The sequence below is a fragment of the Nocardia otitidiscaviarum NBRC 14405 genome (assembly GCF_000308635.1).
Classification (GTDB): domain Bacteria; phylum Actinomycetota; class Actinomycetes; order Mycobacteriales; family Mycobacteriaceae; genus Nocardia; species Nocardia otitidiscaviarum.
Genome location: NZ_BAGD01000081.1, coordinates 45,504 through 69,748, shown reverse-complemented (window position 1 = coordinate 69,748; position 24,245 = coordinate 45,504). Strand labels below are relative to the sequence as shown.

21 protein-coding genes are annotated in these 24,245 nt (G+C 67.9%); 10 read left to right on the top strand and 11 right to left on the bottom strand.

What is annotated here, in order from left to right; all coding sequences use genetic code 11:
- Positions 1-114 precede the first annotated feature (114 nt).
- Positions 115-306, top strand: a complete 192-nt coding sequence (locus ON31_RS16860; RefSeq protein WP_039814798.1) for a hypothetical protein — start codon at positions 115-117, stop codon at positions 304-306.
- Between the two features lie 83 nt (positions 307-389).
- Here ON31_RS16860 and ON31_RS16855 read toward each other — a convergent pair whose 3' ends face one another.
- From ON31_RS16855 to ON31_RS16835, 5 genes are all read right to left on the bottom strand, one after another.
- On the bottom strand, positions 390-830 hold the full coding sequence (locus ON31_RS16855) for a DUF1499 domain-containing protein (RefSeq protein ID WP_039814796.1): 441 nt from the start codon (positions 828-830) through the stop codon (positions 390-392).
- A 165-nt stretch (positions 831-995) separates the two neighbouring features.
- Complete coding sequence (locus tag ON31_RS16850) at positions 996-1,730, bottom strand: dienelactone hydrolase family protein (protein WP_039814794.1); 735 nt, start codon at positions 1,728-1,730, stop codon at positions 996-998.
- A gap of 191 nt (positions 1,731-1,921) precedes the next feature.
- Positions 1,922-2,728, bottom strand: a complete 807-nt coding sequence (locus ON31_RS16845) for an LLM class flavin-dependent oxidoreductase (RefSeq protein ID WP_039814792.1) — start codon at positions 2,726-2,728, stop codon at positions 1,922-1,924.
- A 25-nt stretch (positions 2,729-2,753) separates the two neighbouring features.
- The gene (locus ON31_RS16840; RefSeq protein ID WP_039814790.1) at positions 2,754-3,398 is read right to left on the bottom strand and encodes a maleylpyruvate isomerase family mycothiol-dependent enzyme; all 645 of its coding nucleotides are present in this window, start codon (positions 3,396-3,398) and stop codon (positions 2,754-2,756) included.
- A 194-nt stretch (positions 3,399-3,592) separates the two neighbouring features.
- Positions 3,593-4,357, bottom strand: coding sequence for a YqjF family protein (locus ON31_RS16835; RefSeq protein ID WP_218007339.1), 765 nt, complete (start codon positions 4,355-4,357; stop codon positions 3,593-3,595).
- 219 nt (positions 4,358-4,576) lie between these two features.
- On the opposite strand from ON31_RS16835, the gene ON31_RS16830 reads away from it, so the two are divergent.
- The 4 genes from ON31_RS16830 (at position 4,577) to ON31_RS16815 (ending at position 10,915) form a co-directional block, all read left to right on the top strand.
- Positions 4,577-5,665, top strand: a complete 1,089-nt coding sequence (locus ON31_RS16830) for an AraC family transcriptional regulator ligand-binding domain-containing protein (RefSeq protein ID WP_081592538.1) — start codon at positions 4,577-4,579, stop codon at positions 5,663-5,665.
- Positions 5,666-6,092: 427 nt separating this feature from the next.
- Complete coding sequence (locus tag ON31_RS16825) at positions 6,093-7,346, top strand: cytochrome P450 family protein (RefSeq protein WP_051037377.1); 1,254 nt, start codon at positions 6,093-6,095, stop codon at positions 7,344-7,346.
- Between the two features lie 447 nt (positions 7,347-7,793).
- Positions 7,794-9,563 carry an acyl-CoA dehydrogenase family protein gene (locus ON31_RS16820; RefSeq protein ID WP_039814788.1) on the top strand — a complete coding sequence of 590 codons (1,770 nt, stop codon included), beginning with the start codon at positions 7,794-7,796 and terminating at the stop codon, positions 9,561-9,563.
- Positions 9,564-9,934: 371 nt separating this feature from the next.
- A complete protein-coding gene (locus ON31_RS16815; protein ID WP_051037376.1) occupies positions 9,935-10,915 on the top strand; it encodes an AraC family transcriptional regulator in 981 nt (326 codons plus the stop codon).
- Between the two features lie 201 nt (positions 10,916-11,116).
- Here ON31_RS16815 and ON31_RS16810 read toward each other — a convergent pair whose 3' ends face one another.
- The gene (locus ON31_RS16810) at positions 11,117-12,325 is read right to left on the bottom strand and encodes a cytochrome P450 family protein (protein ID WP_051037375.1); all 1,209 of its coding nucleotides are present in this window, start codon (positions 12,323-12,325) and stop codon (positions 11,117-11,119) included.
- 1,050 nt (positions 12,326-13,375) lie between these two features.
- Here ON31_RS16810 and ON31_RS34720 point away from each other — a divergent pair.
- On the top strand, positions 13,376-14,095 hold the full coding sequence (locus ON31_RS34720; protein ID WP_115061589.1) for a hypothetical protein: 720 nt from the start codon (positions 13,376-13,378) through the stop codon (positions 14,093-14,095).
- 88 nt (positions 14,096-14,183) lie between these two features.
- Here ON31_RS34720 and ON31_RS16800 read toward each other — a convergent pair whose 3' ends face one another.
- The gene (locus tag ON31_RS16800; protein WP_039814786.1) at positions 14,184-14,774 is read right to left on the bottom strand and encodes an acyl-CoA thioesterase domain-containing protein; all 591 of its coding nucleotides are present in this window, start codon (positions 14,772-14,774) and stop codon (positions 14,184-14,186) included.
- A complete protein-coding gene (locus ON31_RS16795) occupies positions 14,771-15,400 on the bottom strand; it encodes a TetR/AcrR family transcriptional regulator (RefSeq protein ID WP_039814784.1) in 630 nt (209 codons plus the stop codon). The genes ON31_RS16800 and ON31_RS16795 overlap by 4 nt, the downstream gene beginning before the upstream one ends.
- Positions 15,401-15,473: 73 nt before the next feature.
- On the opposite strand from ON31_RS16795, the gene ON31_RS16790 reads away from it, so the two are divergent.
- Both ON31_RS16790 and ON31_RS16785 read left to right on the top strand, forming a co-directional pair.
- Positions 15,474-16,898: an MFS transporter gene (locus ON31_RS16790; RefSeq protein ID WP_039814782.1), complete on the top strand. Its 1,425-nt coding sequence runs from the start codon at positions 15,474-15,476 to the stop codon at positions 16,896-16,898.
- A gap of 158 nt (positions 16,899-17,056) precedes the next feature.
- On the top strand, positions 17,057-18,727 hold the full coding sequence (locus ON31_RS16785) for an AMP-binding protein (RefSeq protein ID WP_169335018.1): 1,671 nt from the start codon (positions 17,057-17,059) through the stop codon (positions 18,725-18,727).
- On the opposite strand, the gene ON31_RS37295 is transcribed toward ON31_RS16785, so the two are convergent.
- Positions 18,713-19,495: an AfsR/SARP family transcriptional regulator gene (locus ON31_RS37295; RefSeq protein ID WP_218007338.1), complete on the bottom strand. Its 783-nt coding sequence runs from the start codon at positions 19,493-19,495 to the stop codon at positions 18,713-18,715. The genes ON31_RS16785 and ON31_RS37295 overlap by 15 nt on opposite strands.
- Before the next feature lie 281 nt (positions 19,496-19,776).
- On the opposite strand from ON31_RS37295, the gene ON31_RS16775 reads away from it, so the two are divergent.
- Both ON31_RS16775 and ON31_RS16770 read left to right on the top strand, forming a co-directional pair.
- Positions 19,777-20,679, top strand: coding sequence for a helix-turn-helix transcriptional regulator (locus ON31_RS16775; protein ID WP_039814781.1), 903 nt, complete (start codon positions 19,777-19,779; stop codon positions 20,677-20,679).
- Positions 20,680-20,731: 52 nt separating this feature from the next.
- Positions 20,732-22,249 (top strand): AMP-binding protein, encoded by a 1,518-nt coding sequence (locus ON31_RS16770; RefSeq protein WP_218007337.1) that lies wholly within the window; start codon positions 20,732-20,734, stop codon positions 22,247-22,249.
- On the opposite strand, the gene ON31_RS16765 is transcribed toward ON31_RS16770, so the two are convergent.
- A complete protein-coding gene (locus tag ON31_RS16765; protein WP_218007336.1) occupies positions 22,233-22,616 on the bottom strand; it encodes a nuclear transport factor 2 family protein in 384 nt (127 codons plus the stop codon). The genes ON31_RS16770 and ON31_RS16765 overlap by 17 nt on opposite strands.
- Positions 22,591-24,216 carry a phenylalanine aminomutase (D-beta-phenylalanine forming) gene (locus tag ON31_RS16760; RefSeq protein ID WP_051037372.1) on the bottom strand — a complete coding sequence of 542 codons (1,626 nt, stop codon included), beginning with the start codon at positions 24,214-24,216 and terminating at the stop codon, positions 22,591-22,593. Before ON31_RS16760 ends, ON31_RS16765 begins: the two co-directional genes overlap by 26 nt.
- Positions 24,217-24,245: the final 29 nt, after the last annotated feature.

Sequence of the window (24,245 nt, the reverse complement as noted above, 5' to 3'; positions counted from 1 at the left end):
CTCGAGAGTTGGTTTCTTGGCTCTGCCCGTCGCGCTGATCGGGCGGCGTGGCTGCCATCGGCCAGAAGACACCCCGCAGTGCGATCGGCGTCGGTACGTGGGAGATGGAATTGAGTGACACCCGACTTCACCGACCTGCTCGAGTTCTTGCTCGAGCAGGTCATCATCGGTGCCTGGCCGGCTTCCGTCATCACCCACGACGATGAGGAAGAGGACGACCGCGAACCCACCCCGTGGTTCGGCGATCCGAGGGAGTCCTTCTTCAACGCGCTCTATGACCGTTTCGAGACCCGACCACGTCACTGAATCAAGCCAGCAGCCGTATCCACCGATGGTGACAACACCGACATCGGGATGTCAGTGCATCGGACAAGCGTCGGGGACGGCCACTACGCCGGTATGGACAGCGCCCGCACGATCGACCGCACATTCTGGAGATTGCGTCCGTAGTCGATGGTCGTGATCGGAAGGCGCGGACGACTGGAGATGTCCACCGTGCTGCCCTCGGGCCGCTCCGTCACCACCACCCGCAGGTTCTCACCCCAGCTCGTCCACGACACCTTCGTTCGGGCGGTGAGTACGCCAGTGGCGGGGTCGCGCTGCGTGATAGTCGCCGGTACCTCGGCCAGGACCCGTTCGGCCACGGCGAACGCCTCCTCGGCGGGCCGCTCCGCCTCTATCGAGACCTGCTGGCGCACAGCGGCTCCGAGCTCGTGGCCGGTGCCATCGCGCGGTGCCCGCATGATGGACAACCCGGTGATGACCGCACCGAACAGCAGCCCGCCGGTCAATCCGGCGATCACCCCGGCCCACACGGAGCCGGAGGTCAATCCCAGATAGAGCGCATGACTATGCCGAAGATCAGGCCGCTGCGCAGAAATATCAGGGTGGCCCCGCGCCGGAGAGAACTCCTGGTCGGCAGCCTACTGACTCGTCGTGGCCATGTCGTCTTGTCGCACGTCATCAGGTCTGTAGCCGACCCCTTCTGATCGGCCTCATGTCAGGTGCCGGACGAAGAACCGATTCGCCTCATCCGCCGCGTATCGGGGGACGCCGGTGTGCCCACCCATATTGGCGTGCAGTGTCTTCTCTTCGGATCCGAAGGCGTCGAACAGGTCCAGGGCCATCTGTCTGTCGTTTCCCGCGTCGTCCCACTGCAACAGGACGTGCAGCGGGATGGTGACCTGGCGGGCCTCCTCGATGATCGCGCGGGGTGCGAAGCTTCCCGCGTACAGGACGGCGGCCTGGATGCGTGGCTCGACTGCCGCCAGGCGGGTGCCGATGGAGATCAATCCGCCCGAATATCCGACCGCGCCGTTGAGTTCGGGGAGTGCGAGCAGGGCGTCGAGTGTGGTTCGCCATTCCGGGACCGACTGGTCGACCAGGGGGAGGATCAGGCGGTCGATGATGTCGTCGGTGATCGGTGCGCCTGCGCGCTGTGCATCCCGCATATCGGCGCGGGCCTGGTCGACGGCCGTGAAGCGGGGGCGTACACCGCTGCCGGGGAGTTCGATGGTGGCCGTGGCGAAGCCCGCCGCTGCGGCGTGCCGGGCCCGGGTCAGCAGTCGCGGGTACATCTGGTGCAGGCCCAGAGGAGGGTGGCCGAGCAGGAGCAGCGGCAACGGTGTGGTTGCGGAACCGGGGGTCCACAGGATGCCGGGGATCCCGCCGAGGGTGAATTCGCGCTCGCGGACGATATCGTCGAGGCGCTGGTCGGAAATGAATTGCACAGTCGTGCCTTTCGGGAGTGCTGCTGAACGGCGCTCCCGAACGACCTATCGTCCGACCGTGACCCCGGAGGGGAGCACCCACGTCGATACTGCGTTCACGGGTACCACCTCCTCGTTCTCCGGCACGGCCGCTGGCAGGTTAACAGTGGTGATCGTGGTCCGCCAAAGGGTTTTCGCGGCGCACGTCCCGACTACTTTCCGGCGAGTTCGGCGACGATCGGAGCGAACCGTTCGGCGACGTCCGCGCCGAAGACGAAGTAGGAGAAGCCGAGTTCCTCGCGTCGTCGCTGAATCTCCTCGGTGGCGGCCGCCGGGTCGTCCGGGAGGACGGTCATCGCATCGGCCGCGTGCAGGGCGGCGGTGTCGGTGTCGGGTGGTGCCATGTGCGGTGCGACGGTGTCGCCGACGACCGGTACGGCGAGTGCGAGTTCGATGGCGTTGTTGGAGCGGAACTCTCGTGTCATCCGCTCGACCTCGCCGCGCGGCTGATCGCCCAGCACCAGGGTGACCGTATCCGCTACCTCCGCCGCCAATGCGCGGGCCTTCGGGCCGTAGACGGCCATCGCCACCGGCGTGTGACGGTCGGGTCCGTCGAGTTCCCGCAGCCTGGTGATGGTTTCGCGGATCTGTGTCAGCCGCTCACGCGGCGGCGGGACGTCGGGTATGCCCTTGTCGCGTAGCTCTGCTTCGATTCCGGGCCTGCCGGTGCCGATACCCATCTCGAAGCGGCCCTCGGTCAGCAGCGTCAGCGAGTGCGCCTCCCACGCGGTCAGCCAGGCGGGGCGGAACGGGGAGGCGTACACCCAGCTGCCCACGCGCAGGTCGGTCAGCGCCGCGGCGGTGGCGAGCAGGGTAGCGGGCGCCGGTTGCAGTTGCGGGAAGTCGGGTACCAGCAGCGTCGAATAGCCGCTGTCGGCGATGCGGCGCACCCGATCTCGCCAGGTCGGCACGTCACTGCGGAGCGGGGCGACGACCCCGAATCGGAATGGTCTCGTCATGGGTGAAACTCCTTGTCGCTCGGATCTAGCCCAGGCAGCGAGCGCGGAGGGTGGGCACGCCGGGGCCGGTGAGTTCGTCGCAGTAGCCGGATCGACCGGCCATCGCCATGGTCAGCGCGAGCGTCGTACCGGTGACCGGGGGGCCGGTACCGGTGGCGAACGGTCCGTCGGTGGCCTCCAGCCGGAGTCCCTTGATCGCGCTGCGGCTGGTGACCGTGAAGTCCCGGCCCGCGTAGAAGCGCGCGACCTCGGTAGCGGCGTCGACGGCGGGCTCGCGAGACAAACCCAGCGGGCGTCGGATGTCCTGCGCGTGCACGACCACCTCGCCCAACCAGGCCGCCGTGTGCCCCGACGCGGCCGTGGTACTGGTGACGACCGCGCGAAACCGCTCCAGGGTCTGTGCGGGAGTCGCGCCCCGGTGCTCCGCCAGCCGCCGCGCATTGTGCTCGTCGAAATCGAAGCGGACACCGACGACGCTGCGCAGCCAGCGGAACCTGCCGATACTCGCCGCCGCGGTGAGATGGGCGACAACCTCCTCCACCGTCCAGTCCCCGCACAGCGACCGCTCGGTCCACTGCGTGTCCTCCAGTCCGGCGAGATCGTCGGCCAACGCCGCACGCTCGACGTGGGCCATGGCCCACAGCTCGTCACGGGTAGCTGGCTTCGTCACGCGAGGCAACCTCCTGGTTCAGCGCTGCCGCGGACGACAGCACGGACGGGACCCGTCGACCGCAGCGGCGATCGCAGGCCATTGCTGTACCGACGACAGCGGCCGCGAAAACTCATCGGTCGCCCCGGACGGCCCGCTCGAGATACCCGAGACGGGGCAACGGCGTGGCGGAGGGCGCGTCGTCGGGTGTCGGGTCAGCGTGGGCGATCGGGGCGGCCGAGACGGGCCGCGACTCCGGGGGAGTAGAGCACGCTGATCGGTGGGCGGTCGGGTTTCGCCAGGCCCGCCGCCTCGAGGAGGGTTTCGTCGCAGTCGAGGAGTTCGGCGCGGTGCAGGGGCCAGCGGGGATGGGTGTTGGGGAGGTAGAGAAGGTGGTCGTTCCGGGCGGTGTGCAGCCCCCAGCGGGCGGTGAGGAAGTGGTCGAGTTCGGTGGGCCGGGCGATCGGTTCGCCGACGCGGATGGTGATCCGGCTGTGCGCGTCGCGGGGGCCGGGCCAACGGCGGGCGCTGGTGTAGGTGCGCAGGCCGCCATCGGTTCGTATCGCCATGCGCGACCACCGGTACGGGAGCTGAAATACGGTGCGCGCCAGAGCGACCGGCAGCAGACGTGCGGCGTCCAGGGAGCGGAAGACCACGCCGCGTCGTCCACGGGCGTCCACGGAGTAGAGGCGGACGTTCGTCTGGGGAAAGGTGCCCAGATAGGGCAGGCCCGGCAGCCGCCGCCACCCGATGCGGTGCATCCGGAACGCCACCAATCCCACATAGGTGACTCCGGCCAGCGTGTCGGGCGCGACCCCGGTCGGGAGCAGCGGGGCGATATCGGCCGGATCGGCGGCCCAGTGCAGGAAGGTGAGGTCGAGCCACGACTGGGTCAGCAGTGGATGGTCGATCCGCCCCGGGGCGTCGGACGTGATCGGCTCCGGGGGCACGCCGTCGTGCGGTTCGGGCGACAGTGCCACGTCGCCAGTATCCCAGGTCCCCTCCGGTCGGCCGCCGTGGTGGTCCGAGTGCGACCGCCGATCGCGGCAATGGTCGCCACCGCACTCACCGTCGAAATCCGGATCCGATGGGCGATTCCGGCGGAGCGGGATCGGATTCGATTTTCCGAACACGGCGCGTGTCCCTCGGGATAGCATGTCGCACCGACCCGACTGGCAGTGACCGGCGTGGAGGTGGGTGTGGGGACCGATCAGACGCTGTTGCACCGCTTCGTGCTGAATCAGCTCGAGCGGGCCGGACTGGATCGGGCGCGGATGATCCGGGAGTGCGGGGTGCCCGAGTGGGCGTTGTCCGGAGACGGTGTGCACGTATCCAGTGAGACGTTCTGGCGGCTGTGGGAGATCGGGTCACGCTGGCTGGACGATCCGGATGTGGCTTTGCGGGTGGCGAGTCGCTACGAGTTGAAGGCAACCCGGCTGTACGACTATCTGTTCGTCAGTGCGCCGACGGTCGGCGCCGGGCTGGCGACGTGCGGCCCGTACGTCGCCGCGGTGACCACCAATCACCGCTTCGATCTCATCGACGGTGATCGCGGCCCGATGCTGCGACTCGATATGGTCGACGGCGGGGGCCGCGCGCGTGATCACACACATCTATGGGGATTGACCGCCGTTTTGACCCGAGCCCGACGCGTCGTCGCGGCACCGCTGGATCCGATCGTGGTGTCGCTGCGGCAGCGCGCACCTCGGCGACTGGACCTCTATCGCGAGGTGTTCGGCGACGCCCGACTCGAATTCGGTGCGGACGTCGACGCACTGACATTTCGCGCGGCCGATCTGGAATTGCCGCTCACTACCGCCGATCCCGACCTGGCCGCGGTGCTGCGACCGCTGGCCGAGGCGCTGCCGCCGCCCCCGGCGCTGGCGGCGGCCTGGCCGGAGCGGGTCGCGGTGGCGATCGCCGAAGCGCTCGACGGCGGCGACATTTCCCTGGCGGCGGTGTCGCGCCGCCTGGCCACCAGCCCGCGCACCCTGCAACGTCGCCTGGCCGAAGCGGGGACGACGTGGCGTCGAGAGTTGGATCGCGCCCGCCACGCCCGCCTCACCGCCGCGGGCCCCCTGGGCCGCAACCGGCAGGCCCGCCTGCTCGGCTATGCCGACGCCGCCTCCATGCGCCGCGCCACGCTGCGCTGGGCGGTGGCGAGCCGGACGCCGGTGGTCGCCGGGCCGGATCTCGAGCCGCTAGACCCTGAGGTGACTGGCGGCGAGGGTCCAGAACAGCGATGGCGGCATCCCTTCGAGGTCCCAGCTCCCAGCGATCGCGCGTGAGGTGGCGACCAGCCCCGGCACATCGAAATCATCGCGTGTCGCAGTACCTTTGGCCTCCAGGGCCGTGATCACGTAGGCGACAGCGCTCTCTCGGGTGTGGGGCACGGTATCTCCAATCACATGTCGACAGGCACGGTGAACCGCGAATGACAATGCTCTACAACTAATTTCGCTCCAAGATCAGAACAGCGCGACGCCATGCCGTGCATACCGACTGTCACTGTCGCAGGCGCTCCCGGCGGGCGGCCAGGGCGGAACGCGCCAATCTCGGGCAAACGCGCCAGCCCGTCGGTGAGGACGGTATCGATTCGTTCGGGCCTGTGCAGGGCGACCAGTCTGTAGCACAAACCTCGCTATCCGGGTCGAAGCCCGCGCGTCCCCCCGTCCTTGGGTACGATTCTGCCGCAACCGATTCCAAGGAGGCTTCGTGTATCCGCAGCACACGCATCATGGTGCTAGCTCCAGCTCGCTGCCACCGATCGAGGCCTTAGGTCCGCGGATTCCGATCTACGATCCCGCGTTCGCGGCCGATCCACACGGAGCCTACCGGCGGATGCGCAGCGAATACGGATCGCTGGTGCCGGTGGAGATGTGGCCGGGATTACCGGCGACCTTGGTCATCAACTATGCCACCGCGGTGCGAATTCTCGGCGATTCCGACCGCTTCCCCGCCGATCCGAGTATCTGGCAGCGCACCGCGCCCTCCGGCTGCCCGATCATGCCGATGGTCGAGGCTCGGCCCAATGCCATCCGCACCACCGGCGCGGCACACGCGCGGTACCGCGCGGCCCTCAACGACGCCCTGGCCGGAATCGATCTGTACGCGGTGCGTTCCATGGTGGAGCGCTCGGCCATCCCGCTGGTCAACACCTTCTGTGCCGACGGCAGAGCCGACGTGCTGAGCCAGTACGCCCTCCCGCTGGTCTTCTCGGTTTTCTGCGAGATACTCGGCTGCCCACCGGAAATCGGCACCCGGGTCGCGGCGGCCTCGGCCGCCATGTTCGACGGCGTGGACACGGCCACCGTGAACGCGCAGATGGGCGAGGCGCTGTTCGACCTCACCGCGCTCAAGCGCGCCCACCCGGGCGACGATGTCACCACGAGACTGGTCCGGCATCCGGCCGCGCTGACCGATGAGGAGATGGTCCATCAGCTGGTGCTGCTGTTCGCCGCCGGGGTCGAACCACCGCTGAACCTCGTCGCCAACACGCTACTGCTGATGATGACCGATGATCGTTTCACCAGTGGCGGACAAGGGATTCCGCTGACGACGCGGAGCGCTATCGACGAGCGGCTGGCGACCGACCCGCCCATGGCGAACTACTGCATCACCTATCCGCGCCAGCCCACCCTGATCGACGGCGTATGGCTGCCGGCGCACGAGCCGGTCATCATCAGCATGGCCGCCTGCAACACCGATCCGGAATTGAACACCGGCACCTTCGTGGACAATGGCTGGAACCTGGCGTTCAGCAGCGGTGATCACGCGTGCCCCGATCATGCTCGGCCGTACGGGATTCTGCTGGCCCAAGACATCATCGATCAACTGCTCGACCTCCTGCCCGACATCACATTGGCGGTTCGCGAAGAGGACCTCGTCTGGCGGCCCGGTCCGTTTCACCGGGCCTTGACGGAGCTGCCGGTGGTGTTCCCGCCCGCGCGCCCGTTTGCCGTCGTGTAGCTTTCCGAGGAGCTGACCCGCGCCTCGCCGGTCGAGGTGCGGGTGCGAGCGTGCCGCGGTTTGTGAGTGTTCACTATGAGGCGCGAGAGAATCTGTGTAACAATACAATTCGTGACTCGTTCGACACTGCCGGAAGCTCGGCCGGGCGGTGCCGACGAGCTGCCGCACCACTTCGACACACAGCTGTCCGCCCCCCGACCGGACCGGCCGCAGCAACCGTAGCTCGGCGATATCGCCTCGAGCTATTCCCGCCGAACGGCATTCATGTGAAGGTGTGTGGTGCAACGAACTTTTGACAGGTGACTCGCCCCGTCCCCCAACTGTCGGTTGCTGCCGTACCCGCGTGCGCGGTGCGACAGGTGACCGGTGTGTCGAGGTTCGGCAGCGATCGCCTCATGCCCAGCGGTGGACGAGTGTCCGCTGGGATCGTTGAGTAGGAGGCCGAAAATGAACACGCACGGGTACCAGGAAGGGACGACGCTGGCCGAGTTGCTTCGGCACGGCAGCCTGGACTTCCACCGGAAGCTCCAACACGTTCTGACCAACCCGCACTACTTCGTCAACGAGAGAATGAGCCAGGCCCAGCGCCGGGAGAACGCTTACGACCAGCTGCGGTACCTGGTCAAGGAAATCGGCAGCACCCAGGCCGTGGCTACGAACCTGCCACAGCTGTTCGCGGTCTTCGACTGGTCGGCGGTGCTGGCGACGGATCTCATCCCGCTGATCTCCGGGCACTACAACCTGGCCTCCGGCAGCCTGGCCACGCTCACCGACTCCGACTCGGCGGCACCGTATCTGGAGGATCTGGACGACGCCGCCAGTATCGGAGTCATGCTGCTGACCGAGTACGGGTGCGGTTCGAACATCCAGTTCATGCAGACCACCGCCACCTGGGACGGTGACGGGTTCGTGATCAATACCCCGAACCCGCGGGCCCGGAAGTTCATGCCCAGCGTCGGTATTCCGGTCTCCCGGGTCTGTGTCGTGGGCGCGCGCTACATCGATTCGGCGGGTGTCGACCAGGGCGTGCACCTGTTCGCGGCGCGACTACGCGGCCCCGACGGCACACCGGCCCCAGGAGTGACGATCACCCAGCTCGACCACCAGCCACTGGTGATCATGGACAACTCTGTCATCAGTTTCGACGGTCTGCGGGTGGAGCGCAGTGCCTGGCTGAGCAACGACCTCGCTACGATCGACGACCAGGGCGTGCTGACCTGGCGCGACGAGAACAGTCGCAAGCGGTCGTTCGCTTCGGCGATCAGCCAGCTGACCGTGGGGCGCCTGGCGCTGTCGTCCTGTCTGAACGCGGCGGCCCGCGCCTCGCTCTACATCGCGTTGCGCTATGCCGCCAAGCGGACGGTGCCGCTGACACCCAACGACACCCCCCCTATGCTGGATCTCCCGCATGTGCGAGACACTCTGCTCACCGACCTGGCCGGCACCGTGGCCCGCACGATCTACGGCAACGCGGTCAAGACGTCGTTGGCGAGCAGCGACCTCACCGACCGCGACACCGTCGTATCGGTGATGCTGGCCAAGCACTTCATCCAGTTGCACGCGCTGTCCACGGTGACGAACAGTCGTCTGAAGATGGCAGCGCAAGGCATGTTCAGCGCGAATCGAGTCGCCGACTACCTCGGCGTCTGCCACGCCGCCATCACCGGTGAGGGCGACTGCCACGTGCTCGGGTCCGTGGCCGGTCGGGTGTTGGCCAAACATCTGGCCGGAAAACCGGTTCCTGAACCTGGCCTGCACGATGCCGCCGATCCCGCCGATCGCCTGGGCCTGCTCAACGCGCGCACCCTCACGATCGTGCAGGAGGCGCAGCGGCATTTGGCGACACCGGATCTCACGGACCGGTTGGCGGTCATTCCGGAAGCGTTGAGCCTGGCCGAGGCGTACTGCGCCGAAGAGGCGTTGCAATTGCTGCACCAGTACGCCGATCTGCCCGAGATCGCCGCGGTGCGTGATGTTTTCGCACTGCACTATCTCAATCAGCATGCCGCGTGGTATCTCACGCGCGGTCTGCTCGACGCCGCCGCCGTGCGGTCGATCGAGCAGGCGCTCCGCCGTGCTATCGACACCCTCGCCGACCACCTGCCTCAGGTGTTGGAGGCGTTCGAGTTCGATGACGAGGCTCTCGGTGCGCCGGTGCTTTCCTCGGATATTCCGGCCGCCTGGGAATCTCGGTGCCGACAGCCCATGGCGGGGTGAGTCTGGGATAACCGGTCCGTGAACGGCTCTGTCCGGCAGCGTGGCAAGCCGTCGCGTCCGGATGGAGCCGGTGGGGAGGGCTAGCACCCCGGTCTTCGTCGACCGAGGTGCTGTGGTCGGCACTCGCCGACGCCCTTCGAGCGTGTACTGATGCCCCCTTCGCATCAGTACACGCTGGTCCGAACGAGTCTGTCGCCCACGATGTGGTCGTTCGTGGCCATCATCGGCCCCCTCCCTACTCATCCGCGTTCGGCGTAGTGCCGGGTACGCTCACCCGAAGCTATGAGGGCAACGGCAGTCCGCGCGCCTCGATGCGCGACAGGATCTGCCTCGCTTTGCGACAGTCGTGGACGTTGTACAGGGGGCTGCCAGTGGACGAGGTGCGGTACGAGCCGGTCACCGGCTCCACGCGAGAAGTCTCGACGGCCGACAGGCGCGACTTCTGGACCGAACATGTGCGCGCGAACCACGGTGCGCTCGACTTTCGATTCGACAGCAGCGCAACCGATTTCATCGGCAACACCCACGTGCTGCGATTGGCGCCGTACCAGCCGACCCGATTCCAGATCATCGACTTCACCTCCGGGCCGGTGCGATACGTGAGGGACGCCGCGCAACTGCGGCGGGATCCGGTGTGCAGTGCACGGCTGCTGATTCCACGAACCGGTGAACTCGCGGTCGCACAGAGTGGCGAGGCGGTGCGGCTCCGGCCGGGTCAGCTGGGCCTGATGTCGTGGGGACGCCCGATGCGACTCGAGCACGGCGACGGTGCTCGCGCGTGGATAGTGACCATCCCCGAGGAGGTGCTGCCGCCCAAGATCAAGGACCGTCCGCCACTGCGTCTGCGCGGCCACTCCGCGATGCTGGGCACGGTGGCGGCGATGACCAAGGAGATGACGTCGAATCGAGAGACGCTGACGGCCTGGGAGTTCGGCCAGCTCAGCTCACACCTCATCGATATCGTGGTGAAAGCCCTGATCGGCGAGACGATGTCGCAAGACCGACACTACGACGAGATTGCCGCCGCCGCTCGGGCTCTCGTCGCTGCATGCGCCGACGATCCCACCGTGACCCCCAGCTACCTGGCGGAGCGGCTCGGATGCTCCCGCCGACAACTCGAGCGGGCGCTGGCGAGCCAACAGACCAGCCCGGCGGCGCTGTTGCGGGCGATCAGGCTGCAACGCGCACGCGAGCGACTCACCCGTGAGCCGTACCGGACCGTCGCCGACGTCGCCTTCGCGTCGGGTTTTCTCTCCCGCGGCGCGTTCGAACGAGCATGGGCGAGCGAATTCACCGAATCGCCCGGTCGATACCGCCGCCGGACTCGCACTCCGGGACAGCTGGAACGCTGACCCGCCGGGTGTCGGTTTCGGCCGCGCCCGCGGTGGGGTGTCCGCTCCACGATGGCGATCAGAACACCAGTCCCCAGGTGTCGGTTGTCGCTCTGATCGCGCCGTGGCCAGGTGATCGGCCTCTCGCCGTAGGCGGGAGAGACCGATCGGTCGGGCCGAACCTGTGGAACTCTCGTCGGGGCACGACGTGCCGCGCGGCTCCTAGAGGTGGGGCAGCGACGGGGACGTGTGGACGTAGGACAGTGGGGGAGAGGGTGGGAAGCGGGTCGGGACGGCGGCGGGTGCGCGGTGGAAGGCGCTCGCGCGCCAGTGCACCTCCTCCAGCGGCACCGCGAGTTCGATATCCGGGAGCGCGTCGAGCAGCTGATCCAACGCTTCCTGCACGATGACCATGGCCAGCGAGCGGGCCGGGCACTGATGGGGACCCGCGCCCCATGCCAGATGGGAGCGGTTGCCGGTGCGGTCACCGCCCACGGCGGGGTCGCTGTTGCCGGCGGCCAGGCTGACCAGCACCGGCTGATGTTCGGGCAGAATCGCCTCACCGATGATCTGCATCTGCCGTGGGAAGCGCGGACAGGCGTTGGCCAGCGGCGGGTCGGCGAAGAGCACCTCGTCGATGGCATCGCGGGCGGTCAACGCCCCCGCGAGCAGTTCCTCGCCGAAGCGGTCGTCGGTCATCAGCAGCAGCAGGGTGTTGGCGATGAGATTCCAGGTCGGTTCACACCCGGTCACGTACAACATGACCAGTTGGTACGTCACCTCGGTATCGTCCAGTCCGGCAGGATGATTCAGCAGCCAGGACGCCACATCACCGGCGGGGGCGGCGTGTTTGGCGGATACCGTCTCCCGCATGGCGGCGAGCAGCATCCGATCACCGTGGTCGACGGTGGCCGCGTCGGTGGCCTCGCGCATCAGGGCGAGGGCGTCGAACGCGGCCTGCGCCGCCGCCGGGGCGAGCCCGAGGATGCGGTTGAACGCCTGGACGGTGAGCGGAATCGCGAAGCGGCTCAGCAGATCCGCGGAGCCGGACTCACAGAATCCGTCGATCAGCCGGGCGGCGGCGTGCTCGACCGTCATGGATAGTGCGAACGGGTCCACGCGGTCGAGGCAGTCGGTGACGGCGCGTCGGTACCGGGCGTGGTCGTTGCCCGCGCTGCGCATCGCGTCGGGTCGCCACTGCAGCATGGGCAGGGCCGGGCAGTCGCCGGTGACGCGTTGCTGCCACTGCCGCGGATCCGCCGGGAAACGCGACGGATCGGTCAGTACGTCCAGGGCCGCCCGATATCCGGTCACCAGCGTGACGGGTACCCCGGGGGCGACCTCCGCCGGTGCCAGCGCACCGTAGCGGTAGCGCAGATCCTGGTATGCGGCACCGGGATCGGCCGCGAATTCCGACGAGTACAGCCTCACGGGCGCACACCGCCGTCGCTGTCGCGTCCACGGGTGCCGAGGTGGTGCGGATGAGATTGCGTCGGCAAGAACATCTCCTCACTGCGAGTAGGGGCGACGAGATCGCAGCGATGCCGGTGTCTTTCCCGGGCCGACACCGCGGCGGTCGTCCGCCGTCGATGGGGCGACCTGATCAGATCGATGGTGCGGGTAGCGAAACCGCCGTCGACGCGCTCCGCTCGCGCCGTGAGACAAGGAGCGTGAGTACTGCCTGGCTCGAGCGCCGATAGGACCTCGCCACGGTGAACTCCCTGTTTCATGCGGCCGGGGGACCAGCGCAAGGCTCGACTCGACTTCCTGCACCGGCACGTCAAATATGTTCGACCGCAGCGTATTTAGATACCGCTGCTTGATGTTACCGGGTGAAATCGCCGAGCGCAGCGTTAACGGGCGAGGGGCAACATCACCGCGCATCGCCGGGCATCCGACCAGTTGCCCACGGGCGCGGACGCCGAACATCGCATACTGCCTGCAGGTGGGGCTCGACGCCGTTAACCGCACCGAAAGGTCTGATACATCTCCGTGAAATGTGAGCAATTGCCGCAGCATTCCTGCCGCCCATTCGGAGATCGCATGTCTCGCGTCATGGCACAGATGCGGATATCGCCACCAAGGTCTGCGCACTTCCGAAACTGACCGGTCGTATTGATGCATTCGGTCGAGTGATGTGCCGGCGTGATGGGGTGCCCGGCCTGTATGTGACACATGCCACCGCGATGATCGGTAACGTTGCTCGCCATTCTTCCGATTCGGCGCGGAATTATGGATAACTTAGGTCCGCTGGCTCTCCGGGGGTCGATGAGCTGAAGCGAGTAAATGCTCACGCGTGCAACATGATTCGACGATCGGGGGGAGTGTGATACATAGCCGACGGTGGCAAATCGTGATTGCCATCACGTGAATGCGTGGCTACTTCCTGCTCCGGGATTCGCCAGGTAGCCTCGCCGAAGCTGGCTAACTTTCAGCAAACCTGATGTGAGGGATTATCTGATGAATAGAAGCTCTGCCCGCGTGTCCGTCGCCCTCCTGGCTACGGTGGCCGCCACCGCCGCCCTGCCCGCGATGGCGAATGCCGATCCGGTGCCGCAGAACAACGTCTACGCCGCACCCGTCGTGAGTGCGTCCCCGGCGGTGCCCCCGTCATGGGAGAACCTGGAGGATGAGCGCACCGATTTCGTGCCGGGCACCGATGGTGTGCTCAGCCCCAATGTCATCGACCCCGAATACTCCGACCTCGTCCATGAGCGCCGCCGTGAACTCGTCGAGGCGGCCACCATCGACGGCGCGGTGGACGGTGCGGTCACCGGCGGCGTGGCCGGAGCCGGCGTGGGAGCCGCCATCGGCGGCGCGGCGGGCGCGGGCGCGGGGATCGCGGTCGGTACCGCCGCGGGCCTGGTGGCGGGACCGCTGATCGGCGCTGCTGCCGGCATGGCGGCAGGATGCATGGTCGGCGCGCCCGCCCTGCTCGTCGGATGTATTCCGGGTGCGATCATCGGCGGCACGATCGTCGGTGTGGCCGGTACGATCGTCGGCCCGCCGGCCGGTGCGGCGGCGGGCGCGCTCATTGGTGGAGCCGCCGGTGCGACCGTCGGCGGCGCGGTCGGTGCGGGAATCGGCACCGGTGTCGGTGCCGCCATCGGCGCCGCTACCGCGGCTTCGGAGGCCAACAATGGTTACGCGCAACAGAATCTCGATGATCTCGAAGGCTTCGCCTACCTGCGCAACCGGTAGTAGCCGCGGCGAGATCCGGTGAGCCTGCCGATCGCCGCCGCGGCGATCGGCAGGCCCCGGTGTCGGAAACTCGCCGCGCTCAGGGCTTTCACCGTCTCGGGCGAACGGTGAGGAGCTGCTGTGCCGTGCCGACGGGTCCATGGATGTCGTGCAGGACGGTACTGGTGAGTCCCTGGCCGGTGGGGCCGAAGGTGACGGTGGTGTCCAGGCCGGTCCAGCGGTCGATGGCTGAACGGTAGAGGTGGACGGTGAGGTCGACGTTCGGGAACATCCACTCGAGTGATTCGGGCGCGGGGAGGCGATCGGGCATGTCCCCCGTGACCGCGGCGGTGTCGTAGCGGGCGAGCAGCCAGGCGCGGGCCCGGACGGCCGGACGGTCGGCGATCTGGACGGTCGCCTCCAGTAACTCGATGGTGCGGCCGCTGCGAATCGGCTCGACGGATATGTTGCATTCGTCCAAGGGGAGCCGTCCCGGGATGTCGAAACCGATTCGGCTGAGTGCCGACGTGGTGCGTCCTCGATCGGCCAGATGGCGATCCATGGCGTGCACGACCAGACCGCCCAGCGGGCTGAAATGCGGCTCGTTCGTATCCCAGGCCCCGCTCGCGCGCGTGGTCGGTTTGTAGCGATCGTCGGCGATTCGGACGAAGTAGCCATCGGGGTCCGAGGGCGTGGTCAACTGTTCGCTTCTCGGGGTGCGCGCACGGTGGTGAACAGGTCGTCGAGGTGGTAGCGCACCACCGCGACGGCATCGTCCACACTGCGTTGTCCGACCAGAACGCTCGTGCCCAAGCCGTTGGTCAGCGTGACCAGTCGGGTCGCCTCGATCGCGACATCGATGTGCTCGGCTAGTTCGCCCGCCGTGCGAGCCTCGGCGAGGGTGGCGGCGAGTTGTTGCTCGAGCCGGTCGACACCGCTGATGAACGGCTGTTCGGCGAGTTGGGGATCGGTCATGGCGAGCACCGCGTAGGAGGTGCCGAGCAGATGGAATACCCGGCTGGCCTCGTCGGTGGGCAGGGCTTCGAACAGGAACGCCTCGATGACGGCGCGCGGTGGGGGTGGGTCGGGGAGATCGGAGAGCCGCTGCGCCCAGCGGCGGTGGCTGCGCTGTTCCAGGTGCTGGAGCGCGCCGATGAGCAACTGCTCCTTGTTCTGGAAGTAGTACTGCACCAAGCGCAGTGACACCTGCGCCTCGGCCGCGACCGATCGCATCGTCACCGCGTGCAACCCGTCGCGGCTCGCGACGCGGACCAGTGCGTCGGCGATCTCGGCGCGTCGAGTCGCGTGGTCGGGGGTCCGGGGCACGGCGGTCCTTTCGCTGTCGGCAGCGGTATGATACAAGTGTATATGATACAAGCGTATAAGCCAGGAGGCGGGGATGGCCCAACCTGATGTCCAGGCGGATCGTGTAGCCGAGAAGTCCAGCGGTGCGGCGAAAGTCGTGCTGGCGGTGGCCTGCGCGGCCCAGTTCATGGTGGTGCTGGACATCTCGGTGGTGAATGTGGCGCTGCCGTCGATCCGGGACGCGCTCGGTTTCGACGAGACCGGTCTGCAGTGGGTGGTCAACGCGTACGCCCTGACCTTCGCGGGGTTCCTGCTGCTGGGCGGTCGACTGGCGGATCTGTTCGGCCGCCGCCGGATCTTCCTCACCGGCTTGGTGCTGTTCGCCGGGGCGAGCCTGGCCGGTGGCCTCGCCGGTTCGGCCGCACCGCTGGTGGCAGCGCGCGCGGTGCAGGGGTTGGGCGCGGCGGTGCTGGCTCCCGCGACCCTGACCATTCTGACCGCGACCTTCCCCGAGGGTCCCGCCCGCACCCGGGCGTTGGCGACGTGGACGGCGGTGGGAATCGCGGGCGGCACCGCGGGCAATCTGGTGGGTGGCGTGCTCACCGAGTTCCTGTCGTGGCGATCGACACTGCTGATCAATGTGCCCATCGGGGTGGTGGCGGTGGCGCTCACCGCCCGCCATGTGGCCGCCGACCGTCCGGGCGGGGCGCGGCCGCGATTGGACGTGGTGGGTGCGGTGCTGGCTACGGCCGGTTTGGGCACGCTCGCCTTCGGCGTCGCCGCGGCGGCGGAGTCGGGGTGGGCCTCGTCGGCGTCGATCGCCGGTATCGGAGCGGGGGTGGCCCTGCTCGTCGTGTTCCTGGCCGTGGAGGCGCGGGTGGCGGTGGCTCCGCTGATCCCGTTGCGCCTGTTCACTATTCGCTCGGTCGCGGTGGGCAATGTGGCTATGCTGCTGGCCGGGGCCAGCCTGAATCCGATGTGGTTCTTCCTGACCCTGTCGATGCAGAACGTCCTCGGTTACAGTCCGTTGCTGACCGGTCTGGCCTTCCTGCCGCACACCGTGGTCGCCATCCTGGTGGGCGCGCGTGCGACTCCGTGGCTGATGCGTCGCGTCGACGGCCGTGTGCTGATCACGGTAGGCTCGCTGCTCGCCGCGGCCGGATTCTGGTGGCAGGCCCAGCTCAGCGTGGACAGCGGCTACGTGCTCGGAATACTCGGTCCCGCCATTGTCTTCAGCATCGGCAGCGGCCTGCTCAACACCCCGATCACCACGGCGGTGACCGCCGGTGTGCCCACCGCGGACGCGGGAGCGGCCTCGGGCGTGATGAACACCGCCAAACAGGTCGGCGGTGCGCTCGGCCTGGCCGCCCTGATCACCGTCGCCGGTGCGCACGGCGGCGGCCCGGGCGTCCTGCTCGACGCCTACAACCGCGCCTTCTACGCCATCGCGGCCATCATGATCGTGGTCGCGCTCGTCGCCGCGGCCTTGCCCGCTCAGCGCGATCGGGAGTCACCGTGAGCCCGTCTCGTCCGGCTCTCGACCTCCTCTCGAAGAACCGAGGAGACGCTCGGGACGTGACGAAGCCACATCACCTGCCTACGCCGGCAGTCCATGCTGTCCGCACGGCCGCCGGTACCCGGATGCTGCGGTCGGTCGATCCCCTGCGAGCGCATTCGGTGAGTGTGCTGCACGACTTCGCCGCGGGGTGCGCCCGCCATCCCGAGCGACCGCTGCTGGTGGTGCCCGACGGCCGCACCCGGCGCACGTACACGTGGGGCGATATCGGTCGGATGGTTGCCGACCTGGCGCAGGGGCTGCTGGACGCGGATGTCGGCGGTGCGGTGGTCATTCTGTCCGGGCCGAGCGCGAGTCATCTCGTCGTGAGCCTGGCCGCGCAGTCGATCGGGCTGCCGGTCGTCCCGATCAGTCCGGCCCACTCGCTGAAGGCCGTGTCCCGGCAGCGCTTGCAGGCCATGACGGCGATGGTGCGCCCGGAAGTCGTCTTCGCGGAGTCCGCCGAGTACCTGCCCGCCGTGCGGGCGATCGGTGCTCGCCTCGGGCTGAGCGCCGTTCCGGTGGACGGCATGATCGAATGTGCGCGTTTCGCCCGCCCCGCCACAGACGCGGTGTCGGACGCTCGTCGGCGGGTAGGCGCGGATACGGTCGCGAAGATCATGTTCACCTCCGGTTCGACCGGTCACCCGAAGGGGGTCGTCAATACGCACGGCATGCTGTCGGCCAATCAGCAACAGCTGCGCCAGATCTGGCCGTTCGTGAATACTGAACCGCCGGTGCTGGTCGACTGGCTGCCGTGGAGCCACACCTTCGGCGGCAACCACAATCTGAACCTCGTCCTGGGCAATGGCGGCACCTACTGGCTCGACGACGCCACCCCCGACCACGTCGACCGGACGATCGCCACCGTGTGCGCCGCCCGGCCGAATCTGTATTTCTCGGTGCCCCTCGGGTACTCGCGACTCGTCGAACGATTGGAGGCGGACTCGTCGACGGCGCGCCGGTTCCTCGCCGGACTGGATCTGATCTGCTGCGCCGGCGCCGGTATGGAGCAGGGCGTGTGGGAACGGCTGCGCGCCTTGGTCCGCCGGTACAGCGGATCGTCGGCGGTTCTCACATCGTCGTGGGGTCTGACCGAGACCAGCCCCGCTTGCACCTCCGCGCACTTCCACACCGACGACGCGCGCAATATCGGCGTTCCGCTCCCCGGTGTCGACCTGGTGTTGCGCGATCCGGGCGCGGGCGGGAAGTCCGAGATCGCCGTTCGCGGACCCAATGTGGCCACCCGCTACCTCACCGTCGACGGCGAACGGCCAGCCGTCGACACCGACGGCTGGCTGCGCACCGGTGATGCCGGGACGCTCGTGGAGCCCGAGAATCCCAGCGCGGGCATGCGTTTCGACGGTAGGCTCGCCGAGGACTTCAAGTTGTCGTCGGGTACCTTCGTCGATACGGCGACGGTTCGCGCACGGCTTCTCGCGGCCGGCCGCGGGCTGATCCGCCACGTCGTGCTCTGTGGTCACGACAGTGCGGTCGTCTCGGCGATCGTCTGGTTGGAATCCGGGTGCGCCGCAGACGATTCCGTGCGCGCCCGGCTACGCGATGTCCTCGCCGTAGTGGCCGTCGACGCGGGCAGTTCGCAACGGATCGAGCGGGTGGTCGTCGCGACCACCGCACCGGATCCAGCGGCGGGGGAGATCACCGACAAGGGGTATGTCAACCAGGCGCGGGTGCGCGCGCTGCGACCGGAACTGGTCGAACGGGTGGTGCGCGGCGACGACGCCAGCGTTGTCCACGCACCCCGGTCGACCGGGCGGTCACGCCGGTCGTGATCCCGGCAGTCCGGGATCGTCGTCCGCGCCGCTGAGGATCTGCATGTGCAGGCGCTGGAACGACTGCGACGGGTCGATCCCGAGTTCGCCGCGCAGCTGTCGCTGCAACTCCGCGTAGACCTCGAGTGCCTCCACCCGTCGGCCGGTCCGGGCCAGGGCGTCCATCAGTTGGTAGTGGAACCACTCCCGCAGCGGATACCGCCCGCACAGCTCGTGCAGTTCGACGATGACCTCGCTGTACCGGGCCAGCCGCATCTGGGCTTCGATGGCGAGTTGCTGTGCGGCCATGATCTCCTCGCCGAGCCGGACCGCGCTCGCGGTGAGCACCTGCCCGAGAGCGACATCCATCATCGGGTCGCCGTGCACGAGGCCGAGTGCCCGGCGGACCAGCGATACGGTGATCTCCGGATCGTCATACAGGTGCGCCCTGGCCTTGGCGGCCAGGGCGCGGAAGCGGGCGAGGTCGATAGCGACGATGTCCTCACACAGCGAGTATCCCGGCGATTCGGTTCTGAGCACCCGCCCGCCGCTCTCCCGCCCGTCGAGGCCGTCGATGGCCTGGCGCAGCTGGTAGATGTAGGTCTGCATGGTGGTGGTGGCGCTGCGTGGCGGATCCTCGGCCCAGAGCTCGGCGATCAGCGTGTCGTGTGTTACCACTGTCCCGGGCCGCAGCGCCAGGACGGCTAATACTTGGCGAACCTTGGGCGAGAGCGTCGCCTCGGCTCGCCCGGCCCCGAGTCGCACCGGGCCCAGCAATCGTACCGCCAAGCCGGTGGGCTCCGCGGTTAGTCCTCCCTCGAGCAGCTTCACGCAAAACCTCCAGGTAAGTATCTGGAATCCCCCGAATCGGCGCTGATCTGGAATCCCCTCGAATGTGGTCAAGATTGACTGGATGGGGCGTGGCCTCGCAACCGGACGCTGTTGTTTCGGCCACATGCAGACATGGATTCACTTCCGTTCGGAAATAATTGGAGGCGAATGGCAATCGGAAGGCTATTTAGTGTCCGGAAGTGGTCACGGCCCGTGATGTTCAGTAGGCTTCCCGCGGTATGACCCCCGCGATCCCCTACGGTGGGGCGGCCGTCGGCCCCGTCTACCGGTTCATCCGTGACGAGCGCCGCGTGCCGGTTACCGCGATCTCACCCTCGATCGGGCGGTCGGAGCGTGATGTCGACAGGGCACTGGAGTACCTACGATTCCACCGATTGGTGGACGACTCCCGCGATACGGCCGGCGCGGTCCGGGCCACCAGCCCGCTGCTGGCCCTGGGGCGGCTGGCGCTGCTGGCCATGGCGGACGAGATTCCCGAGGTCGACTTGGCGGAACTGGTCGAGCCCGAAACCGTCGCGCACGCACTCCAGCGTGCGGCGCTGCAGTCGGTCACCCAGCACATCGCGGTCAGCGTCGACTGTTTCACGGCATTGACCGAAACCGCGGTCACCATGGCCGAGCGAAATCTTACAGTGTACCACGCCCGGCCACTGCTGGGCTCGACGCAGGCGGTGCGGAGCATCGTCGAATACGCACGGCTGAAAGGGCTTCCGGTGACGAGTGTCTGGTCCCGGGCGTTCGTCGCGGCGGCGGAGAACGCCGAGCTGCAGCAATGGCTGCGGGAGCGCGATATCGCGTTGGTCGTGCACTCCGCCAGCGACGTGCGCGGCGTCGTGATCGACGACGGACGTCTCGGCGTGCTCCACCACGACCTGGAGGGAGTGGTGGTCCGCACCCGATGTGACGGCCTCACACCGGAATCCACGGGTGCTCGGCCCGCATCCCGCCGGTTGCGCGTGCTGCGCGGTGTGGTGGACGGCAATACAGATGAGGAGCTGTCGGTTCGGCTGAACGTGAGTGTCAAGACGATTCGCCGCGACGTGACGCGGGTGCGGGAACTGCTCGGCGTGTCGAGCCGGACCAGTCTCATCGCGACCGCTCGCGTATTGCACCTGGCCTGAAGCTCGATCGATCCTCGAAGGGGTCTCGAAGCGGGTATCGGGTACTGATGCGGTGAATGCGATTCCGGACAACGCGGACGACGTGGCCCACGCGGCACCCCTGGTCACCATCGTCGATCGAGTCGTCGCCCGCGGGGACGGTGCGCGTCCCGCCATCTGGACCGATGACGGGCAGGTCAGCTACCTGCGACTACTGCGCCTGATCCGGATCGCCGCGTGGCGGTTGTGGACGCTGGGCCTGCGACAGGAGGACCGGATCGTGGTGGAACTCGACGATTCCGTCGAGTTCGTCGCGGCATTCCTGGGCGCCGTGCGCATCGGCGCGGTGCCGGTGCCGGTCAACCCGTGGGCGGATCTGGCCGATTATGCCGTCGAGCACAGCGGAGCCCGCGTCCGCGTGACCGATCGGGTCGACGGCGTCGGTCCGTGCCAGATCGTCACGGGCGAGGGGCTGATCGCGCCGCCACCCGGCGATCTGGACATCGGGTTGCCGCCCATCCGCATCGACGGCGAGGACGCCGCCTTCTGGCTCTACAGCTCCGGGTCGACGGGGCGTCCGAAGGCGGTGGTGCACCTGCATCGCGATATCGCCGGAAGCTGTGACGGTTACGCCGGTCGGGTGCTCGGCGTGCGATCCGGCGACGTGTTCTTCTCCACCGCCAAGCTGTTCCACGCCTACGGACTCGGCGGTGGCCTGCTGTTCCCGCTGTGGCACGGCGCCTCGGTGGCGTACCTGCGGGGCAAGCCCGGTCCCGAGGGGATCACCCGGACCATCGCTAGGCACCGGCCGACGGTCTTGTTCTCGGTACCCGCGCTCTACCACGCCATGCTCCGACACCGCAGCGGCGCAGAGCGTTTCCAATCGCTGCGGCTGTGCGTGTCGGCGGCCGAGCCGCTGACGGCGCCGGTCTGGGAACGCTGGCGCGACGCGTTCGGGCTGGAGATCCTCGACGGCATCGGTTCGACCGAGATGCTGCACATCTATTGCAGCAATCGACCGGGCGACGTGGTCGCCGGTTCGGCCGGTCGGCCGGTCCCCGGCTACGAACTCGACCTGCGTCCGCATCCGGGTACGCCGGAGCCCGGAGCGGGCGAGCTGTGGGTGCGGGGACCGAGCACCTTCGACAGCTACTGGCGGAATCAGGACGCGACCCGAGAAGCGTTCCAGGGCAGTTGGTTCCGAACCGGAGACTGTTTCCGGGTGGTGGACGGCCGCTACTGGTACCTGGGCCGGCTCGACGACCTCATGAAGATCGGCGGACTGTGGGTGTCGGCTCATGTCATCGAATCCGCGCTCATGGCGCATCCGCTCGTGGCCGAGGTGGCCGTGGTGGCCGTCCGCGCGGCGGCCATGAGTCGGATCAAGGCCTTCGTGGTACCGGCCCGCTCGGTGCCCGAGACCGAGTCGAGTGCGCTGATCGCCGAGCTGCGGCGCTGGTGCGCCGACCGATTGCGGGCCGACCAGGTGCCCCACTATGTCGAACTGGTGGATTCGCTGCCGAAAACGCCGGGCGGCAAGGTGCGCCGGTTCGCGCTACGCGAGCGGGAAGAGCCTAGCGCGGTGGGATGATCCGGGTGACGTGGATCGAGCGGATCCGCTCCCCGGCCACGGTCAGCGAGAACCGGAACTCACCGCTGGTGTCGGCCGAGCCGTTCACGCCACGCTGCGACTGATGCGCCACCACCAGTGTCGCGCTCCCCAGCGGTCTGCAGTGGAGGTCGGACAGTTCGAAGGCGTCGTTGCGCACCGCGCCCGTGCGGTACTTGTCCAGCCATTGCGCCTTCGTCCGCATCCACCCCATGGGGCCGATGCCGAGGAAGTCGTCGGCCAGCAGCGCGTCGAGCGATTCCGAGTCGCCGGTCGCCTCGGCCCTGCGCCACCGTTCGACTATATCGGTGATCCGCTGCGGCTCAGACATGTTCGGCGATGCGGTCATCGCGGTACTCCTCGTCGTCGCTGGGCAGTCCGGCGAAGTCGCCCGCCTCCTCGCTGAGCAAGAACTCCGCGAGGGCCTCCAGGTGGTCGGTGATGGTGATGTCCCTGTCCAGATACGGCACGATGGCGCGAACCCGTTCGTACAGTGGGCGCGTCCACGAGCTGAGACCGTCCGCGCCCCGGATGTCCACGGCCTGACAGGCACACAGCAATTCGAACGCGATCACATAGGCCGCGTTGCGCAGAATCTCCTTCGCCCGCCGGGCCGCGACGAATCCGAAGGACACGATGTCCTGGAAGTCGGCGGTGCTGGTCAGCGACTGGATGGAGACGGGCACGGTGAGGGTACGGGTCTCGGCCGTCACGGACGCGGTCATGAACTGCCCGCCCATGAGACCCAGCCGGAGTCCGGGATCCTCCCGGCACAGGAACGGCGGCAGGCCATTGCTGTTGGACTGGTCGAGGAACCGATCGACGCGCCGGTTGGCGAGGTTGGTCACGGTGGTGAGGGCGATGCCCAGGTGATCCATGGCCATGGCGATGTACTGGCCGTGGAAGTGCCCGTTGTGGAAGGCTTCCCCGACATCGGGCAGCACGATGGGATTGTCGCTGGTGGAGTTGAGTTCGTTCTCGACCGTTGTTTCGATCCAGTCCAGGCTGTCGAGTACGGGGCCCAGGATCTGCGGCGTGCAGCGAATGGAGTAGGCGTCCTCGATCGCCATCCGCGCGCCGGTGGCCGTGTTCCCCGCCGCGCCGTCCCGCCGGGCGGCGAGGATCGCCTCGATATCGCGTTCGGAGCGCGCCAATCCGGAGTCGCGCAGTCCGCGATGGATGCGGGCGGCGGCCCGCGCCTGGCCGCGATGCGGCTTGACGGCGTGTACCCGCGGGTCGAACGGGTCCACGATGCCCGCGAGGCCCTCGATGGCGAGCGCGGAGATCACGTGGTACAGCTCGACCAGCCGCCGCGCGGACCGGTAGGTGAGCAGGGCGATGCCCACCATCCCGGCGGTGCCGTTGATCATGGCCAGGCCCTCCTTGTAGCCCAGCCGGGCCGGGGTGATCCCGGCCCGGCGCAGGGCCTCGCCGCCGTCGAGGATCTCACCCCGGTAGCGGGCTTTCCACTGCCCGATGCTGACCATCGCGATATAGGCGAGCGGACCGAGGTCGCCGCTGGTGCCCAGCGAACCCTTCTCCGGAATGCAGGGGACCACATCGGCATTCAGCATGGCGATGTAGATACGGAGGTTCTCCGGCCGGATGGCCGAGTTGCCCAGCGACAGCGAGACGATGCGGGTGATCATGATGGCGCGGGTGGTGTCCTCGTCGAGATAGGCCCCGACATTGGTGGCGACGGCCCGGATCAGGTTCTCCTGCAACCGCTGTGCGTCGGCGGCGGGGACGAAGCGGTCGGCGAATCCGCCGACTCCGGTGGTCACCCCGTAGATGATCCGGCCGTCGGCGACGAATTCGTCCAGCAGTGACCGGGATTCGGCGACGCGATGCCAGGAGCGGTCGTCGAGGTCCACGGGCCGCCGGTCGAGCGCGGCGCGGGCCACCTGATCGAGGCTGACGCGGTTATCGAGTCGAATGGTCAATCCCATGGCTACGAGCCTTTCTCGAACGGATACGC

What these genes read in the sequence shown, in the direction of transcription:
- ON31_RS16845 (WP_039814792.1), bottom strand. Translation starts at nt 2,728, where the DNA reads ATGACGAGACCATTCCGATTCGGGGTCGTCGCCCCGCTCCGCAGTGAC.
- ON31_RS16820 (WP_039814788.1), top strand. Translation starts at nt 7,794, where the DNA reads ATGAACACGCACGGGTACCAGGAAGGGACGACGCTGGCCGAGTTGCTT.
- ON31_RS16790 (WP_039814782.1), top strand. Translation starts at nt 15,474, where the DNA reads ATGGCCCAACCTGATGTCCAGGCGGATCGTGTAGCCGAGAAGTCCAGC.
- ON31_RS16775 (WP_039814781.1), top strand. Translation starts at nt 19,777, where the DNA reads ATGACCCCCGCGATCCCCTACGGTGGGGCGGCCGTCGGCCCCGTCTAC.
- ON31_RS16765 (WP_218007336.1), bottom strand. Translation starts at nt 22,616, where the DNA reads ATGACCGCATCGCCGAACATGTCTGAGCCGCAGCGGATCACCGATATA.
- ON31_RS16760 (WP_051037372.1), bottom strand. Translation starts at nt 24,216, where the DNA reads ATGGGATTGACCATTCGACTCGATAACCGCGTCAGCCTCGATCAGGTG.